Annotated in this window: 15 protein-coding genes and 1 pseudogene; 5 read left to right on the forward strand and 11 right to left on the reverse strand. The window is 39.3% G+C overall.

What is annotated here, in order from left to right:
• Positions 1 to 61 precede the first annotated feature (61 nt).
• Positions 62 to 1,609 carry a complex I subunit 5 family protein gene (locus tag ABDZ53_RS10255; protein ID WP_343756214.1) on the reverse strand — a complete coding sequence of 516 codons (1,548 nt, stop codon included), beginning with the start codon at positions 1,607 to 1,609 and terminating at the stop codon, positions 62 to 64.
• A 26-nt stretch (positions 1,610 to 1,635) separates the two neighbouring features.
• Complete coding sequence (locus tag ABDZ53_RS10260) at positions 1,636 to 2,367, reverse strand: MnhB domain-containing protein (protein WP_343756216.1); 732 nt, start codon at positions 2,365 to 2,367, stop codon at positions 1,636 to 1,638.
• A gap of 192 nt (positions 2,368 to 2,559) precedes the next feature.
• Here ABDZ53_RS10260 and ABDZ53_RS10265 point away from each other — a divergent pair, with 192 nt between their 5' ends.
• Positions 2,560 to 4,068: a methyl-accepting chemotaxis protein gene (locus ABDZ53_RS10265; RefSeq protein ID WP_343756218.1), complete on the forward strand. Its 1,509-nt coding sequence runs from the start codon at positions 2,560 to 2,562 to the stop codon at positions 4,066 to 4,068.
• 144 nt (positions 4,069 to 4,212) lie between these two features.
• On the opposite strand, the gene ABDZ53_RS10270 is transcribed toward ABDZ53_RS10265, so the two are convergent.
• Together ABDZ53_RS10270 and ABDZ53_RS10275 are read right to left on the reverse strand one after the other, a co-directional pair.
• Positions 4,213 to 5,412, reverse strand: coding sequence for an amidohydrolase (locus tag ABDZ53_RS10270; protein WP_343756219.1), 1,200 nt, complete (start codon positions 5,410 to 5,412; stop codon positions 4,213 to 4,215).
• A 19-nt stretch (positions 5,413 to 5,431) separates the two neighbouring features.
• Positions 5,432 to 6,952 (reverse strand): annotated as a pseudogene (locus tag ABDZ53_RS10275) (AbgT family transporter).
• A 265-nt stretch (positions 6,953 to 7,217) separates the two neighbouring features.
• Between ABDZ53_RS10275 and ABDZ53_RS10280 the strand changes: the two are divergent.
• A complete protein-coding gene (locus tag ABDZ53_RS10280; RefSeq protein ID WP_343756221.1) occupies positions 7,218 to 8,108 on the forward strand; it encodes an RluA family pseudouridine synthase in 891 nt (296 codons plus the stop codon).
• 49 nt (positions 8,109 to 8,157) lie between these two features.
• Here the strand turns inward: ABDZ53_RS10280 and ABDZ53_RS10285 are convergent, their stop codons facing one another.
• From ABDZ53_RS10285 to ABDZ53_RS10295, 3 genes are read right to left on the reverse strand one after another with little or no spacing between them, the layout of a single operon-like run.
• Positions 8,158 to 8,577 carry a lipocalin-like domain-containing protein gene (locus ABDZ53_RS10285; protein WP_343756223.1) on the reverse strand — a complete coding sequence of 140 codons (420 nt, stop codon included), beginning with the start codon at positions 8,575 to 8,577 and terminating at the stop codon, positions 8,158 to 8,160.
• A gap of 26 nt (positions 8,578 to 8,603) precedes the next feature.
• Positions 8,604 to 9,245 carry a uridine kinase family protein gene (locus ABDZ53_RS10290; protein WP_343756226.1) on the reverse strand — a complete coding sequence of 214 codons (642 nt, stop codon included), beginning with the start codon at positions 9,243 to 9,245 and terminating at the stop codon, positions 8,604 to 8,606.
• Positions 9,246 to 10,415 carry an NAD(P)-dependent malic enzyme gene (locus tag ABDZ53_RS10295; protein WP_343756228.1) on the reverse strand — a complete coding sequence of 390 codons (1,170 nt, stop codon included), beginning with the start codon at positions 10,413 to 10,415 and terminating at the stop codon, positions 9,246 to 9,248.
• 348 nt (positions 10,416 to 10,763) lie between these two features.
• Here ABDZ53_RS10295 and ABDZ53_RS10300 point away from each other — a divergent pair, with 348 nt between their 5' ends.
• The gene (locus tag ABDZ53_RS10300; protein WP_343756230.1) at positions 10,764 to 11,612 is read left to right on the forward strand and encodes an SDR family oxidoreductase; all 849 of its coding nucleotides are present in this window, start codon (positions 10,764 to 10,766) and stop codon (positions 11,610 to 11,612) included.
• A gap of 133 nt (positions 11,613 to 11,745) precedes the next feature.
• Here the strand turns inward: ABDZ53_RS10300 and ABDZ53_RS10305 are convergent, their stop codons facing one another.
• The 4 genes from ABDZ53_RS10305 to ABDZ53_RS10320 all read right to left on the reverse strand — a co-directional run bounded on the left by ABDZ53_RS10305 (position 11,746) and on the right by ABDZ53_RS10320 (position 15,710).
• On the reverse strand, positions 11,746 to 12,369 hold the full coding sequence (locus tag ABDZ53_RS10305) for an AAA family ATPase (protein ID WP_343756232.1): 624 nt from the start codon (positions 12,367 to 12,369) through the stop codon (positions 11,746 to 11,748).
• 433 nt (positions 12,370 to 12,802) lie between these two features.
• Positions 12,803 to 13,195, reverse strand: coding sequence for a hypothetical protein (locus tag ABDZ53_RS10310; protein WP_343756234.1), 393 nt, complete (start codon positions 13,193 to 13,195; stop codon positions 12,803 to 12,805).
• 133 nt (positions 13,196 to 13,328) lie between these two features.
• Entirely contained in the window at positions 13,329 to 14,609 is a 1,281-nt protein-coding gene (locus ABDZ53_RS10315; protein ID WP_343756236.1) for a YeeE/YedE family protein, read from the reverse strand.
• Between the two features lie 195 nt (positions 14,610 to 14,804).
• Positions 14,805 to 15,710, reverse strand: coding sequence for an ATP-binding protein (locus tag ABDZ53_RS10320; protein ID WP_343756238.1), 906 nt, complete (start codon positions 15,708 to 15,710; stop codon positions 14,805 to 14,807).
• Between the two features lie 233 nt (positions 15,711 to 15,943).
• On the opposite strand from ABDZ53_RS10320, the gene ABDZ53_RS10325 reads away from it, so the two are divergent.
• Entirely contained in the window at positions 15,944 to 17,038 is a 1,095-nt protein-coding gene (locus ABDZ53_RS10325; RefSeq protein ID WP_343756240.1) for an OPA3 family protein, read from the forward strand.
• 39 nt (positions 17,039 to 17,077) lie between these two features.
• Positions 17,078 to 17,779: a PspA/IM30 family protein gene (locus ABDZ53_RS10330; RefSeq protein ID WP_343756242.1), complete on the forward strand. Its 702-nt coding sequence runs from the start codon at positions 17,078 to 17,080 to the stop codon at positions 17,777 to 17,779.
• Positions 17,780 to 17,952 lie beyond the last annotated feature (173 nt).

The raw sequence follows: 17,952 nt of genomic DNA on the forward strand, positions 1-17,952 counted from the left end.
TTTTAAAGCATCCAGTACATATAGCCGACTAAGGTAATAAAGTATAGTACCAAAGCTCGAATCATCGAATTAAAGATAAATTAATTCCCATGATTCGAAATAGAACTTTTTTGTTGCTTTTGTATTTTGAAAACAGGAAAAAACCAATGGCCAATAATAAGATGTAAGTCAGGGTATGTTGCAGGCGATCACTCATCGCAATGTCTAATTGGTAGTCGTATAGAAAAGACATAACAGGTTCTCCAAATAGTCCTGTAAAAAGAGTTAACAGGCCAAAAGATAGAGTAATCCATTGATAGTAATCTTTGGGTTGATCCTTTTCGCGCACCTCTTTACTTAGCTGATTGTCTCCTACTAAAACAGACATTAATTTAAAGCTGTATAAAACGGTACCTAAAGTAATGACATTTAGCAAAATATATAAAGGAGTGGAATAGATCCCACTGCCAATCAAGTTTTTAGAAATGGCTCCATTGAAAAAAGGCGCACCTGTCAGTCCTAACAAGCCAAGGACAAAAGACACCCCACTTATAGGCAGTGTTTTCATGACACCTTTGATTTCACTTATTTTTCTGGTTCCGTAATAACGAATCAAATCACCGGTTGCTAAGAATAAGGTGGACTTAAATAAAGAATGGGCTAGAATATGATACACACTCCCCCAGAATCCGTCTTCTGTTCCTGTAGCCATCCCAATAACAATTAATCCAATTTGAGAAATGGTAGAGTAGGCCAAAACCATATAAATATCATCTTCAATAAGAGCTCTTATAAAGCCGAAGATCCCAGAAATAAAACCAATAGCAAGTAAGAAAGAATTAATCGGAATCACACCGGAAAATAAAGTAACCACACGTAAAAACAGATAAAGGCCTGCCGCTTCATATATACCTGATAAAACAGCCGGAACTATCGGTGGAGCACTAGGTGCGCTGTAAGCTTTAGGCAGCCAGCCGTGTAAAGGGAACAATGCAATTTTTGTACTCACTGCTGATAACAGAAAGCTGAAAGGAAGAATAAGGCTTCTAGGATTATCTACTTGAGTCAAGACTTCTGAAATCATATTTAAATCAAAATAGCCGTAAGTTCGGTAAAGCATACCCGTTCCAAAGAGCCAGAAAGAGGATGAGATCACTGTGACAAATAAGTAAATCATGCTATTATATACGGCTTGCTTTTCACGGTTGGAAGTAATCAAAAGAGCAATAATAATAGTGGACACTTCCAGCAAGACATAGATATTAAATAAATCATTAGTCAAGAATAATACTAAAACGAGAGATTCGAGTGTTAAGTATAAAAATCCTGTGTAATTATCAAAGTACTCAGTAAAATATCCATAAATATACAGGCCTAAAAACAACAAGGTCGTTATCCATATAAAGACAATTGTCAATTCATTCACACTTAACGTAATAGCTGCTAGTCCAGAGGAACTACCCAAATGATTGATAATACTGTCGCCTTGATTCATTCGATAATATAAATAGGTTGCATACAGTACTATACCTATTTGTACAGCAATAACCCATCGTTTCGATTCTTTTTTTCCAAAAGTAAGGTGAGCGACCCCAATAAGTATCGGGCATAATACGAGCCAATAAAGCATAATGGTCCTCCTTTCCTTTATGATTTTTACGTATGCTCTTCGTGTTTGCTTTCTGTTTGTTCAGCCCCTTCATAGTAAATAAACCAGTTTATTATAATAGAAAACCCGGCAAATACTTTTAATCCAATTAAGGTGTTCATAATAATGAGATACACTTGATCAGGTAAGAGCTGGTTAATAAGTGGTATCTCCATAAATATAGAAAAAGCTGGGACTAAAATGATGCCCAGAAAAAGCATAAATTCTAGTTTTTCTAATTGATCAATATTAATGAGTTGTTTTGGATAAATGATATAGCGAATAATAAACACAGTAGCTAAAACGGTCCCTCCTTGGAAGCCGCCTCCGGGAGAAATATGACCGTTAAGAATTAAATAAATCCCGTAGAATAAGGATAAGGGATAAACTACGCGCATAGGATAGATCACAAAGTCAGATCCTTTTGGATGTCCTAATCCTATCTCTTCCACATTATCCTGTCTCTTTTTCCCACCAGATCCGGATATATTAATGACTTCCATAATACACACCAGCAGCATCAGCGCTTCAAAGATAGTATCAAACATGCGGAAATTTAGATAAATTGCCGTAACACCATTTTCCGCACCTGTTACTCTGTAATAATTATCGACTATCCAATCTTTAACAGGGGTATTTAATTGTTCAGAGTAGTTTAAATATAAAAAGAGTACCGCTCCAATTCCTATTCCAACTAATACCAAATCCACAACTTTAATCCATCGACGGTTTTTAATCATGTGGTCTGTCCCCCCCTTTTTTTTCAGTATGCAACTACTTATTCAGTATAGCGTTCACTATTAATGGTTTCAATCAAAGTATCCCTCCATTTAAGCACACCAAAGATAAGGGTTTCATTCCTTTATTAATCTTGTCACAGGAATGCCGATTATATAAATATGAAAGCACTTAATTAAGCAGGAGGTTATGTCGTGTTAAAAGGGACCAAAGCAATTAAAGAACTCACCTATGAGCTTGAGCAAGCTAAATCCTTACTCACTCAACACTTAGAACACCCTATTCAGTTATCGGTAGGTTCAAAAAACAAAGAAGTCAACCGTCTCATTCAGTCCATGAATGACGTGCTGATGTTGCAACAAGAAAAATACGAGGCACTGGCTATTAAGCATTCTGTAGTCACTGACTTAAACAATATAGGGACCTGGGACGGTGAGATTGTAGACGGTGAATTATCTGAAGATAGTGCCAATACATATAATGCCATCATGAGAAAAGAAGTAGGATACACAGATGAAGGAGACTTTCCCAATGTATTGAACAGTTGGCTAAAAACTGTTGCAGCGGAGGACAAAGAAAGAGTGTCCGAAGCGTATCAGAAGCTTCTTGATTACGATGAACCTTATGATCTTGAATACCGGAGTCTCACGAAAGATAATAGAGCAGAATGGGTTCATGTCAGGGCAAAGGTTTTAAGAGATGACGACGGTAAAGCCTACCGTCATATTGGGACCTTAAGAAACCTTAATGAAAGCAGAGAGAATCAGGATCAGATACTTACCCTGCTGTCCCGTTTGGATTTGATTGAACAATCCCTTCATCTCAGTCTAAACACTCTAGAAGGAGCGTGGGGCATCGACTTGAGCTCTGAGGAGTCAAGTGGAGAAACGTCCTGGTATTCTCCTCAGTTCAAACGCCTTTTAGGCTATGAAGAATCAGACTATTTTGAACCAGATGTGGAAACATGGATGAACCATATCACTCCAGAGCACACGGAAAGAGTACGTCAAGCTTTTCATTCTTATCTGTTTGATCACTCTGACTTAGAGGAGTTTAACACGCATTTTGAGATGAAAACGAAAGATGAGTCTGTGAGATGGTTTAGTCTAACAGCTGTTAAACAGTGTGACGAGCAGAATCATCCCCTCATATTGGCAGGAGTCTTAAGAGACATCGATTATGAAAGAGGACGTCAAAATGACAATGACCGTATCGAACACAATGTGGATTCATTCACTCATACATTAAGTGAATTGGCTGAACATATTCAAAACATTTCCAAGGATGCCTCAGATTTGGCTATCGAAAATAAAGTGACCGTTCGTTCATCGGAAAAAGCGAGAGAGAATATCGAATCCACTCAAGCTGTCGCCCATTTGATTAAAGAAATATCTGAACAAACCAACTTGCTGGGATTAAATGCATCCATTGAAGCGGCTCAAGCAGGTGAACACGGTCGTGGATTCAGTGTCGTTGCCCAAGAAATTCAAAAACTTTCTCACAACACAGCAGATGCCGTTAAGCAAATTGAAACTATACTAGACACTATAAAAGAATCTGTTCTGGAAATCGTTACCAGTATTGAAACCATGAGTGATAAAATTCAAACTCAAGCATCTTTAACAAAAGACATCGACCAGAAAACACACTTAATCAACCAACATTCAGAAGACCTCCTGTTAATGATAAAACAGTTCAAGTGAAACGAATTTCCAGTTACAAGCCCTACTGGTGGGGTCATGAAGTCCAAGCTGTAAAAGATTTTTTAAAAAATAGAACAGGCTCTTAAAGAAACAGGGCTGTCTATACATTCTAGAGAATGGTAAAGACAACCCTGTTTTTTTGATTTAGTTATCTGCTAACGACGAGTAATTCATTGCTACTCCGACAAAGAGTTTGACACCGGTTAAAAAGCTATCCTCGTCCAATGCAAACTTTGGATGATGGTGCGGGTAATCATAGCCTTTTTCAGCATTTCCTGCTCCTATCCAAATATAGGTACTCGGAACAATTTCTGAAAAGGCAGAAAAGTCTTCTCCTCCTAAAGATGGCGGTAACTCTTCTATCTGATCAGGAAAGAGCTCTTCCGCAATGCTTTTGACAATCTCCGTTGTCTTTTCGTCATTTTGAACAGCGCTGTAGCCCATAGTGTAGTTTAAATCATAGGTCGCACCGTAGGCATCACAGCTCGCTTTTACAATCCGCTCAAATTCCTCTGCAATGATTTCACGGTCTTTGGAATCATTTGTACGCACACTTCCACCCAGGAAGGCTGTATCCGGAATAACGTTCAGTCCGTCTCTTGAGCCCGCCTGGAAAACAGTATTGGAAATGACACTGGCGTTTAAAGGATTCAATTTTCTAGATATGATGGTCTGCATTTTGTTTAAAATGTCTCCGCCCACAATAATAGGATCCACACTGCTATTAGGATAAGCCGCATGGCCACCTTTACCGTATATCGTTAACTCATACAAATCTGAATTTCCTGTATTTGGTCCGCTTTTAATATCAATGGTTCCAAGAGGCATCGTTGAGAATAAATGGTGACCATAAATAAAGTCAAAATCATCAAAAATGCCCGTCGCTACCATTTCTTGAGCTCCACCAGGGGGCAATTCTTCCGCATGCTGGAAAATGCTGTAAACCGTTCCTTCTATTTCTTCTGCGTGCTCAGCTAAAAACTGAGTGGCTACCATTAAAATAGCCGTATGCCCATCGTGGCCGCACGCATGCATTTTCCCGTCAACAGTCGATTGAAATGCTAATTCATCTCTTTGTTCCTGAATAGGTAAAGCATCAATATCTGCCCGCAAACCGATTGTCTTACCCGGTTTTCCCCCTTCAATTTTTACCAAGACAGATGTTTCAGTAGGCCTTGTAACCTCCACATTCGACAGCTTACTCATCTCATCATAAATAAACTGACTCGTCTCATATTCTTGAAAAGACAATTCCGGATGCTGATGTAAATAGCGGCGGTATTCAATAACCTGGTCTTTTCTGGCTTCAATATCTTTCAGCCATTCTTCTTTTAATCCAATCATTAGTCACACATTTCCTTTCTTATAAAAGTACTGGACTGTTTGGTCCAAGTGGTAAATTCAGTAAATACCATACAATAATTAATACGGTCCAAATAATTCCTATGGCAACTGAGTAAGGCAAGGTATTAGCCATAAGCGTTCCAATACCAGCTTTTTTATCATATTTCTGAATGGTTGCCAGTAATAAAGGCATATAAGGCATCATCGGGGATAATGGGTTGGTAATAGAATCCCCTATTCTGTAGGCGATTTGCGTAAAGGCTGGGTGGAAGTCTAAAAGCATGAACATTGGGATAAAAATAGGAGCTAAAATAGCTCACTTGGAACTCGCCCTTCCAATGAACAGATTGATAATCGCTGTTAATCCAATGAAGCCGACAACCAACACCATCCCACTTTGATCTTGTAGCAAGTCTGCTCCTGAAACAGCTAGTATCGTCCCTAAGTTACTCCATTCAAAGTAAGCCATCATTTGAGCAGCAAAGAAAACAATGACAATGAAGCTTCCCATTGAAGACATAGAATCCGAAAGCATTTTTGAAAATTCTCTCGAGTTTTTCATTGTTCCCGCAGCGAGGGCATAAACTAAGCCAAGAATAAAGAAGAGAATGGTCATAATAAGCCCTATGCCATTCATTAAAGGAGAGTCATTGACTATGCTTCCTGTTTCCTGATTTCTCAGTAGGCCACTGGATGGCACGGTCAAAGCGACAAGAGCTAACACAACAAGGACAAAACTCCAGTTAGCCCACTTAATGGCTTTTCTTTCTCTATCACTAAACTCTTTCGCTTCTTGAATCTTCTGACCTTCAGGTTTGTATTCACCCATACGGGGCAGTGTATATTTTTTAAGTATCCAATAAATCACAACAAGTAAAACAGGGGCTGAAAAAGCAATAAAATAGTAGTTCATTAACACATTTAAGCTGATACTGCCATCCACTAAGGCCGCTGCGGGCTCGGTAAAGGCATAAACTAATGCATCTGACATCCCCGGAATCAAGTTAGCCGCAAAGCCGCCTAAGGGAGCCACGTATCCCACAATAGCTCCAGCCACTGGATGGTAACCCATCTTAAGGAATATAATCGCTGCAAGAGGCGGAATAACGATTGGAGCCGCATCTCCGGCTACGTTACCTAATATCCCGACAAAGATAATGACCCACAAGACTAAATTGCCGGGTGCTTTTTCAACAACGGATGTCAAAAGCAATTCAAAGTATCCGGATTGTTCAGCTAATCCAATTCCCAGCATAACGACCAGAACGAGTCAGAGAGCGGGGAAGGCTGTGAAATTAGTAACCGCCTCTTCAATCATTCGAATCAGATTGGTTCGCGTCAGTAAACTTTGGACTTGCACCACATCTCCACTTGCCGGATTAACCACTTCGACGCCCATCGCAGAAAGTATCCAAGAAGCTAATATGATAAGGACAATAAGTATAATAAATATCATAACCGGATCGGGCATTTTATTTCCGGCTCGCTCAATCCCGCTCAGGACGCGTTCGACTATCCCGGTTTTTCTTTTCTCTTCCATCTGATTCTCTCCTCAATCTTTAGCGCGACGAGAAAGATTACACTAAAGTATTTATTTTTATTAGTATACCATGAGAACATTATTATATATCCTTAATAAAGAAGCACTCTACTAATAAATATAAAATACTCTTTATAGGTCATGCAACTTAGTCGCCTTTTAAATACAAATAGCATCTGTTATTTATTTTTTACAAAGAATAGACGAATAATTTTAGATAAATCGATTCTTTTCGTGCTACACTATAGAAAATATGTAAGAAAGAGTGAGACCCATTAAAAATAAACAGACATCAATTTATACGATTCAAGAAGCAACCACTCTCCTGCCCTTTATGTTAGAAACCTTAAACAACAAAAGCCGTAATTCAGTCAAATCAATTTTAACTCGCGGACAAGTCAGTGTGGATGGAAAAACAATCACCCAACACAACTACCCCCTTAAGCCTGGACAAGTCGTTGAGATTTTGAGTAATAAAGCAGCTATGAAGCAAAACGCCTTAACTGGTATTGAAATCCTGCATGAGGACAAAGATATTATTGTTATTAATAAAGACGCCGGTGTGCTTTCTATGTCCGGTAAAAATCCTAATGAGCTGAATGCCTACCGTCAACTGAATGACTACGTCAAAGCAGATAATCCGACGAACCACATTTTTATCGTCCACCGACTCGACCGGGACACGTCTGGAGTTATGCTCTACGCTAAAACAGTGGATGCCCAGCAAGCTTTACAGGAAAACTGGAAAAAAGTGGTCAAAGAGCGTACGTACACAGCCGTAGTCGAAGGAAAAGTCGTTAAAGAAGAAGGCACCATTACCTCTTGGTTGATTGAAAATGATGCCATGCGCGTGTACTCTGGACCGAAAGAAAAAGGCGGCAAACACGCTGTTACCCATTACAAAAGAATCGACGGAAACGAGACGTATTCTTTACTCGAAGTCGAACTAGAAACGGGAAGAAAGAATCAGATTCGTGTGCATTTACAAGATATCGGCCATCCGATTGTTCGGGATAAAAAATATGGCGCGAAAACTAATCCGCTTAAGCGTTTAGGCCTGCATGCCACAACGTTAGCCTTTATCCATCCCGCTACGGAAGAACTGAAGCGTTTCACCGTCAAGCCACCGAAAAGTTTCTTAAAATTAGTCAAATAAAAAAATCGAACGCCCGACAATTTAGTCAAAAGGGCGTTCGATTTTTTTTTTAGACTTTTTTCCAGACTAATTGGCGTTCGGGATGCTGCACATTCGAAAGGTATAAAGTGTCACCTTCTAACCTAACCGAACGCGTCTGTTTTGTCCCAACATAAGACGGCAATAAACTCAATTCGACTTCAGTCGTCAACGTTTGTGCCTCTTCATCCAATGTCACCGGGCCCGTATAGGCATGGTAACCTCGTTCAGCCATTTCTCTTTCGGCTTCTGTATTAAACAATTTACCTTTATCTATTTCAGCATTTCTGTCTTTCGCCATGATGTGAACGGACAGCCGGCTATCTGGTGTCAGATAAATATAACCTTCTGCATCTTCACCAAGCGGATATAAGATTTCTCCATTTTTATCTTCTAATTGATAGGACTCCAATTTCCACGTTGTTCCTTTTAACTGTTCTTCTAAACTCACTACTATCAGGCTCCTTCTCTGCTATTTTAAAAAAGCGTATTTTTCTCAATTCTATACTCCTGATTGGAATTTTGAATCACTATATCAAAGTTCCGACTATAAGGATGCATGAACACATCATACTGGATGCGTCGGTGTTGATGGGAGTCGATGAGATACTCCTTTTTTGTCCCTCTCTCCGAAATATCCCGCTCCAGTCTTCTTTCCAGTTCTGTATCTGAATCCGTATAAAAATATAATGTTAAGTCAAATAAGTTGAGATTGACAAAGGCTGTGCTCATTCCCTCTACGATAGTCACTTTTTTTGGTGCTATCCATTGACCGGTTACATAGTGATTGGTAATGGATAGGAAATCCTTCCCTTCTTTAAGCACCCGAAGATCTCTTTCCAAAATGGAAACAGCATGAGCAGCTGGGTGGCAAGCCGTCATTTTATACTTATAATCGATCCCCTCACAAGAATAAGGAATGAGTGAATATTTTCTTACATCCGATGATAGGATGTATGGGTCGGTGTTAAGATACGCTACCTTTTCTTTTCCTAACCCATTTATCAGTTCTTGTGTAAAAGTTGTTTTTCCTGATGCACCATGTCCTGAGATACCAATCATAAGACGGTTCTCAGAAGAGTCTACTTTCTTTTGGATAGCATGAATCAGTTTCTCCATTTAGTCACTCCTATTTTGAGAGACCACATCGGTTACACTTTTAGCGACTGCTTCAGCTAGTCCAGGAGTAAAGACATCTGGAATAATCTGATTCGGGCTCAGATCCTCTTCCGATAAAGCGCTGGCTATCCCTTTAGCCGCTGCAATCTGCATCTCATCTGTAATATCACGTGCACGCGAGTCAAGAGCCCCTCTAAAGATTCCTGGGAAAGCTAAAACGTTATTGATCTGATTAGGAAAGTCGCTTCGGCCAGTAGCTACAATGTAGGCTCCGCCTTCTTTTGCTTCATCTGGCATAATCTCCGGCTCCGGATTAGCCATCGCAAACACTATCGCCTGTTCATTCATCGTTTGAACCCATTCTTTTTTCAAAACATGTGGAGCCGATACACCCACAAACACATCCGCATTTTGTACAGCTGTCTCCAGGTCACCTTTAACATTATTTTTATTCGTTAATTCCGCTATTTCTTTATGGCGCTCATCCAAGTTCGGATCGTCTTTTGAAATAATCCCTGTTTTATCAACCACTGTTAGGTGCTTCACTCCAGCAGACAACAGACGCTTGGAAATAGCTATACCGGCAGCCCCACCGCCATTCACAACAATCTTTACTTCTTCTATTTTCTTACCGGTCAACTTGAGAGCATTGTATAGTGCAGCGAGAACAACGATTCCAGTCCCATGTTGGTCATCATGAAAAACAGGAATATCCAGTGTTTCTTTTAATCGTCTCTCCACTTCAAAACAGCGAGGCGCACTAATGTCTTCTAAATTAATCCCTCCAAAAGAAGGGGCAATGGCTTGAATATGAGACACGATTTCATCCACGTCCTGAGTATTCAAAGAGATCGGAACGGCATCCACTCCAGCAAATCGTTTAAACAGGGCAGCTTTTCCTTCCATGACAGGAATCGCCGCTTCAGGTCCAATGTTTCCTAAGCCAAGCACAGCTGATCCGTCTGTTACGACTGCCACTAAATTTCTCTTAGACGTATAGGTATACACGTCGTCTTTATTTTTCGCTATAGCCGAACTCACCTCAGCCACTCCCGGTGTATAGGCTATGGCCAAATCCTCCATGGTTTCAATCGGAAATTTAGACCCTGTTTCAAACTTCCCCCCTTTTTCCTTACTTAGTTCTAACGCTCTTTTTCTCACATCAGTCATGTCTCTGTCTCCTTTTTTGAAATTCGACTCTTTACCCTATACTATCAAAAATGCTCCATATATTGTGGTTTAACCTCTATGAATTGGAATCATTTCCCATTTTGATTCCGGCTCCAGTCGTTTAGTCTCTACGAATTGGAATCAATCTCCTTTTTGATTCCAACTCCAGCGGTTTAGTCTCTACGAGTTGGAATCAATCTCCTTTTTGATTCCAACTCCAGCGGTTTAGTCTCTATGAGTTGGAATCATTCTCCTCAATAGAGTTCAAACTATTGTCAGACTCTTACATTTTTATTATTTATGGTTGACTGGTATACTTTAAGCGACAAAATACTAGGAGGAAACAGAATGGACGTCGGTACAATTTTAATTACTGGTGCTGGAAGCGGCTTTGGAAAATTAACTTCACTGACACTTGGAAAATTGGGTTACTCCGTTATCGCAGCGACAGAAACAACCAGGCAGGCGGCACTTCTTCAAGAGGATGCCCAAGCTTTAGGTATTCCTTTACGAATTGAAAAAGTGGATATCACCAATTCAGACGATCGGGAGAAAGCCTGGACTTGGGATGTTGATATACTGGTGAATAATGCAGGTGTCTCTGAGGGAGGGTCGCTTGTAGACATTCCTGAAAAGAATTTCAGACATCAGTATGAAGTCAATGTGTTTGGAACGCTACTGTTCACACAAGGCTTTGCAAAACAGATGATTAAAAAGAAAAGCGGACGAATCGTATTTATTACGTCTATATCCGGACTCATGGCCAATGCTTTTTCAGGTTCTTATGTGTCTTCAAAGTATGCTTTAGAAGGAATAGCCAGTACATTAAGCCAGGAGTTAATGGAGCATCATGTGGAAGTCGCTACTGTCAACCATGGACCTTTCTTGACTGGCTTTAATGACGAAGAGTTTGAACGGTATAGGAATTGGCCTGGAAAACCAGAAGATTATGTTTTTAATCCCGCTGACCTTTCCTTCCCTCTGAAGCAGTACGAAGCGAAAGAAGCCATTGCTCCTACTATTCGTGTCATCTTAGGCTTAACTAAATCTTACCGAAACATTGTGCCTAAGAAAATCAAGCCGGTGGTTAAGATGATGCAGAAGTTTGAGTGGATGAGACGGACCCACTGGTTTTTAGGAAAGAGACACCCTATGGCTCAAAAATCAATGAAAATGGAACCCGCCACTAGAAAATAGCTAAAGCCACAAATACAAGACCCATTCTCCAGTTTTATTACTGAAGATTGGGTCTTTTTTCCTTGTCATCACAATGTTTCTAAAAAATAAAATAGATAGTTTAATGCACTTTTTTCAGTTTATCTAAATGAATTCACCCTTTAAAATATTTTAAAAACTGACTGGACGTTTCTGGAGTTTCAAATTCTTCCTTGTCGAACCTTCCTTTGATTGATCCTTTATCAATGATCGTTACATAATAGTCATCAACTATTTCAAGATCACGATAATCATGAGTAACGATTATAAATGTCTTGTTTTTCTTTGCATTAATGACTCTAAATAATTCGTGTACATTTTCTCGATCTAAAAAATTGGTCGGCTCATCTAGTAGATAAACAGATTTGTCAAATTGAATAAACAGAACTTGCTGAAATAACTTCTTCTGGCCGCCAGATAAATGGTTATATTTTATATCCCAAAATTCTTTTATAATCTTTATCGTAAACTCATCTACATCTGCTTCTAAATCATGAATAGTCAAAGAGCTCTTTTCATATTTCAGCCCCAATACAAGTTGAACTATTTCTCGACATTCTAACGATCCTAGCAATGGAATCATCTGATTAATATATATATAGTCATTTCCAATATCGTAGCTTCTGGTTGCTTGTTTTGTATGTATTAAACCTAGAAAAATATCTAGGAGTGTTGTTTTACCCGATCCATTTTTTCCAATTAAAAAATTGACTTTATTATCTGCCACACTATATTCCATATCCTCCATAAGGAATGGACTTTTTTACGACTAAAGTGCTTAACGTTCAACTTCATTTAAGTCAGTCCTTTCTTTTAGCATAGCTAATGTCCCTCCGATGGAAGAATTTCGATGTGTTTTAATGAAAAAATACCTATTGCGATGTATAAGATTAATATGGGAACAACAGTCAACAACAAGTCACTCAGACTTATCAGTTGTACGCTGTAAAAGGTGCTCATAATTAAATTCAGAGGATTAATTATATTTAAAAGCAATGTCAATTCATTAGATAAAAATGCCTGCGTCAGAATAAGAGCAGCAATCAAAATCATTGTCGCTGCATTTTGAATGGTGCCGATCGTTTGTCGGTTGATTTTAAACCGTAGAAAAAAAGAAAATAGTAGGACTAATGCTGGATAGGTTAAGACTATCGCTATAAAAGATACTATAGCTAACGAGTTATAGAAAGGGGAGTTAAAAATGAGACGAGTATAAGTAGCATCAAGGTTGAAGCCAATAATTTAAAAAGACCAACTAAAGCTTCACTAATGAGAAATATGTAGACACTTGTTACAACAGTGTGATATTGCTTAAGATACCCCTGCTCTCTGAGAATGGATACAGCAAACGTATGGGTCAATGCATGGTTAATAACCATATAGGCTAGCCAGCTATAAATAATGGCATGACTCACTCCTTCCTCATTACCCGGTTGAGAATAGAGCTGTAGACTTAACAAGACAGCCGGTATAAGTAGTGTGTAAAGAAAGTTCAGTTTATTGGCTAATGCTACTTTAAAAAAGAAAGTAGTATATAACTTTACCTGCAAAACATGTATTTTCAAACGATCACCTCTCAATTTTCTAATCAAAATACTACTATTATTTAACCATTCTATCATTTTAAAAAAGTCTCGACAATACTTTTTTAGAAAGCAAAAAACCCCGTAATATAAATACTACGGGGTTTCAATAGCTTTAATTTTCAATTTCTGGAATGGTCCCGACTTTTCCATTCATGACGCGAACAGTCAAATATCCTCCTAAACTCATAAAGGCAAAAACGACCCATCCGGATAAAGATAAGTTTACAATCCCTGAATACAAGGCTCCCATCATACAGCCGCTTGCCAGTACCGTTCCAAAGCCCATAAGTAATCCACTTACTATACGAAGCAGTCTTTCTTTCATTCCTTCTGAAAAGCTAAATTTAAACTTTAAGGAAGTGATGCCAAAGGTTGCTGCACCAACTACGATTCCTATATTCTGTCTTATTAAGTAGTTATTTAATAAGCCTTCCTCAACGGTTTCTATCGTACTATTAAAAGCAGGATTATTAAAAGAAACCCCCAAAGTTTGAAAAAATGCGACAGCCGGTTTTTTAAAGGCCTCTGTTACTTCTAACGTTTCTCCCGTTAAGGTTAAAGCAAACAACAGACAGAGAGTGATGAGTAGATGAGTGACAATTCTAGGCCAATATTTTTTATATACACTGAAGAAGAACTTTTTACGTAAAGATTTACTGGCTGTTTCGTCGTATGAATCAGTCAATATATTTGATTCGGTTGATTGATAAGTGCCTTTTCTTTTCCTTATTTGCTTGTATTTTTTGGTTAGAAAGACAATGAAAATAAGAATAAAAAAGATGAATAGAAAAGTCCCTCTGTACCCTAAAGCATCAGGTAAGTAAAGACGGAAGCCGTAGTCATGAATAACTGACTGATCGAGATGATAGCTTACCCATTGTCCAGGAATGGTCCCTATTATAAGAAAGAACAAGGTCCATATATAACGCAGATTCCCTTGCCCAATATTTTGGAGCGTACCGAGTCCACAACCAGAGTTCAATGTCAGTCCTACTCCAAATATAAAAGATCCGACTATTAAACCTAAATTAACTGGTACTACAGCGCTTGTTCCGGGAATGGTGCTTTGATCAGAAGCTGCTCTAAAATTTGGCACTGCTCCATTTAAGTGATAGATATAGTGGACGATAGCGGCACTTAAAGCCCCTAATCCAAATAAAACAAGTAAGCCATTTAGTCTCGGACTACTCCCTTTAGTGAAAAATTCAGCAAATCCAGAGGATAATCCAATTTCAGACCGGCTTATGGCATAACCCAGTGCCCATCCAATCAGTAAAAACAAACCTAGTTTAAACTCCTGACGCATCAAATTGATGCTGTAGTAAAAGAATAGAGCCGTGAAGCTTAATCCAATGAGCCATTTTATTTTATTGGTTCGGGTTTTTTTTGCCATTTATACCCGCCTTTCTATATTCCTTTCTAAAATTAAACATATAAACAATCCTTCTCTTCAATCCACTTACTTAATGTGATCCAGATGATTCATATAAAAATCAAGTATCGGACCGGCCATATCACGAGCAGGTCCTTTCCAAGGAAACATGCTCAATGGACCAGGACTGAATTCGACTTCTGTCACGATATAGTTCTATTTGTTCGGTTCTTTTGTAATGTCTTCCGCTATCACATCTACTCCTGCATAGCGAAAGCCTGGAATGCTGTTGACCGCTTTAACAGCTATCTTCTTGAATTCAGGCTGCACTTTTTCTGTGAAGTCTATCCCTTCTCCTCCGCTAGCGATATTGGATTCATCACGAATAATCACTTTTTCGCCTTTTTCAGGGATAGAGTCAATCGTTTTGCCTTCACGATATAATCTTCCTAGCTTGTTCGGATCAGTAGGGATTAAATAGTGCTTCAAATCCCTATCTTGTAGTCGTTTCTCATTTTTTTCTCTAATGAGTTCAAAAATGGTCTGTTTTCCGTCGCCTGTGACATTTGCCCGTGCTCTTTGAGTGACAGCTAAAACTTCATTGTTTACGACAAAGAAACGGAAGTCTTCTCCTATAAACTGTTTCTCAATAAGTATTCTTTCGTCTGTACTTCCAATGACCTCACTGATTTTGTCTAAATGAATAATTAAGGACTCGTCGCTATCAATATGCGTAAAGACACCTTGTCCTCTTGCTAGATTATTGGGCTTTAAAACGACGGGATAACCGATAGAATGAACAAAGTCTAAAATCTCTTCTTTCTGATGAATCAACAAATAGGTAGAAGAAGGTGTAGATATGCCCGTCTTTTTGATTAAAGTTCGAGCTAAGTATTTGTTATCTACTATTTCATTTATAGCCGTCGATGACATTGGACCATTCATATCTTTAAATAAGAGGTGTTTTCCATTAATGGAAACAATCATCTTATCAAACGTCAACCGCTCCACTTCAAATCCCCTTTTCAGAGCTTCTTCTTCAAGTAAACGCGATTTCAGGCCTTCTCTTAATTCGTATTCTGACCATTCGGATTGGATTCCGTCATTTGAGTCCTTTTTCATATATCTGTTCCCTCCTGTATACATAATGAGTGCATCTTACTGTCAGTTTAACATGATATTTATAAAATACTGCATAGAATGCATGTCTCGATTCATTATCTCCCCGCCCCAAACCCCAGTCATACCGTTTAGTCAGATTGATAAGTTTCAATAGTTAAAAATTGCATTGCTTTACCTCTTATGTTAAATTTTATACACTAGTAATATATCGTTTAAAGAAGGAGTGGATACATATGGGAAGAGGCGGCGGCCGCGGTGGCGGTGGTGGCTTTAGCGGTGGCGGATCTCGAGGCGGTGGCTTCGGTGGCGGCCGTGGAGGCGGAGGTCGAAGTGGCGGTGGTTTCGGTAGTGGTCGTGGAGGCGGAAGCTTTGGCGGAGGCAACCGAGGCGGTAATCGCGGTGGATTCGGCGGCGGTTTTGGCGGCGGATACAATCGTCGACCCCGTTACGGACCGATGATGGGCCCTGCATGGTTTGGAGGTCGTAGAAGACGACGTGGATATTATCCTGGCGGCGGCGGAGGTTGCGGCTGCGGTAGTATCTTGATAGTATTCTTCTTTATCTTTATATTCTTTTCCCTTTTCTCAACTACTGGCTTGTTCAGTGGCGGAGGAGGCGGAGGGACTGGCGGAAACATTACCCGTTCAACGATTGAACGTGAACCTTTACCTTCCGGAATGGTGAATGAAACAGACTATTACAGTGATGAATTAGGATGGATTCAGAATGAAACTGAAGCCGTTAATGGACTGCGTCATTTTTATAATGAAACAGGTGTACAGCCTCACGTCCATATCACTGGCGACATCAATGGTTCAGCTAATCCTTCCATGGATGAAGTAGAAACCTACGCCAACGATTTATACGATGAGCTCTTTACAGATGAAGCCCATTTATTATTAGTCTTTTTTGAACCAAGACCAAATGATTATATGACCTACTATGTAACGGGTTCACAGGCAAGAAGCGTCATTGATACGGAAGCGGGAGACATTTTACTGGATTATCTGGACCGTAATTACTATGATAGAAGTCTAGACGAAGAGCAGTATTTCAGTCAATCCTTTTACGAAGCAGCCGAACGCATTATGGAAGTGACCACTTCACCGTGGATTCCAGTGTTTATCATTTTTGGTGTCGTTATCGGTCTTTATCTTCTATACCGTTGGTGGAAGTCTAAACAGGAAAGCAAAGAGAAAGAAGCCAAACGCACTGAAGAGATGCTGAGCCGCCCAATAGAAACTTTTGGAAGTTCAGATTCTGAAGCGGAAAACTTATCTAAGAAGTACTCTGAAAAAGAGAACGATGACGATTGGGATAATTATTAAATATATTTAAATACAAACATCTTTATAGGAGGAAACAACATGTCAATTTTAAATCGGTTTTCAGATATAATCAGCGCGAACGTCAATGCGATGATTGATCGAATGGAAGACCCAGAAAAAATGATCGATCAATATTTACGCGATATGATGGACGATTTAGCTGAAGTGAAGAAAAACACAGCTAGTGTGATGGCTGAAGAAACACGTGCTAAACGCTTAGTTGATGAGAATGAAGCAGAAGTAGCTAAATACAGTAACTTTGCTAAAAAAGCGTTAGAAGCCGGAAATGACGATGATGCCCGAGTCTTCTTATCTAAGAAACAGGAATTAGAAGATGTCGGAACTGGTTTAACCAATTCTTATGCGAAAGCACATGAAAATGCTTCTAAAATGCGCCAAATGCATGACAAACTGGCTTCCGATATTGAAAAATTGCGTAACCGTCGCTCTATGATTAAAGCACAGATGTCTGTCGCTGACACTCAGGAAAAATTAAACACAGTAAGCGATTCTGTCGGAAAATCCAAAGGAGCTATGGGTTCATTCCAGCGTATGGAAGATAAAGCCTCTCGCCGCTTGGACGAAGCGGATGCGATGGCAGAATTAAATCAGGAACCGGTTGATCCTGCAAAAGAATTGGAAGAGAAATACGGTAGTTCTGGTTCAGCTGCTGTAGAAGATGAATTAGCGCGTATGAAACAGGAAATGGGCTTATCTTCTTCAGACGAGACCTCAGAATAAACAGATTCTGAATAAAAGAGAGTCTAAATAAAAGAATCCCCTAGAACCTTGTGAGCTTCTACAAGTGTCTAGGGGATTTTCATATGTTATCTCATTGATAGTTTTTATATAAACGTGTCACTCTTTAAGGTGTATAAATATAATTTATCCTTCAAACGAAGAGATTTTTTCAC

Origin of the sequence: Alkalibacterium iburiense, assembly GCF_039521845.1 — a bacterium.
GTDB lineage: Bacteria > Bacillota > Bacilli > Lactobacillales > Carnobacteriaceae_A > Alkalibacterium > Alkalibacterium iburiense.

Coding starts and splice junctions, on each gene's coding strand:
- ABDZ53_RS10255 (WP_343756214.1), bottom strand. CDS start 1,609: ATGCTTTATTGGCTCGTATTATGCCCGATACTTATTGGGGTCGCTCAC.
- ABDZ53_RS10260 (WP_343756216.1), bottom strand. CDS start 2,367: ATGATTAAAAACCGTCGATGGATTAAAGTTGTGGATTTGGTATTAGTT.
- ABDZ53_RS10270 (WP_343756219.1), bottom strand. CDS start 5,412: ATGATTGGATTAAAAGAAGAATGGCTGAAAGATATTGAAGCCAGAAAA.
- ABDZ53_RS10290 (WP_343756226.1), bottom strand. CDS start 9,245: ATGGAGAAACTGATTCATGCTATCCAAAAGAAAGTAGACTCTTCTGAG.
- ABDZ53_RS10295 (WP_343756228.1), bottom strand. CDS start 10,415: ATGACTGATGTGAGAAAAAGAGCGTTAGAACTAAGTAAGGAAAAAGGG.
- ABDZ53_RS10300 (WP_343756230.1), top strand. CDS start 10,764: ATGGACGTCGGTACAATTTTAATTACTGGTGCTGGAAGCGGCTTTGGA.
- ABDZ53_RS10305 (WP_343756232.1), bottom strand. CDS start 12,369: ATGGAATATAGTGTGGCAGATAATAAAGTCAATTTTTTAATTGGAAAA.
- ABDZ53_RS10315 (WP_343756236.1), bottom strand. CDS start 14,609: ATGGCAAAAAAAACCCGAACCAATAAAATAAAATGGCTCATTGGATTA.
- ABDZ53_RS10320 (WP_343756238.1), bottom strand. CDS start 15,710: ATGAAAAAGGACTCAAATGACGGAATCCAATCCGAATGGTCAGAATAC.
- ABDZ53_RS10325 (WP_343756240.1), top strand. CDS start 15,944: ATGGGAAGAGGCGGCGGCCGCGGTGGCGGTGGTGGCTTTAGCGGTGGC.
- ABDZ53_RS10330 (WP_343756242.1), top strand. CDS start 17,078: ATGTCAATTTTAAATCGGTTTTCAGATATAATCAGCGCGAACGTCAAT.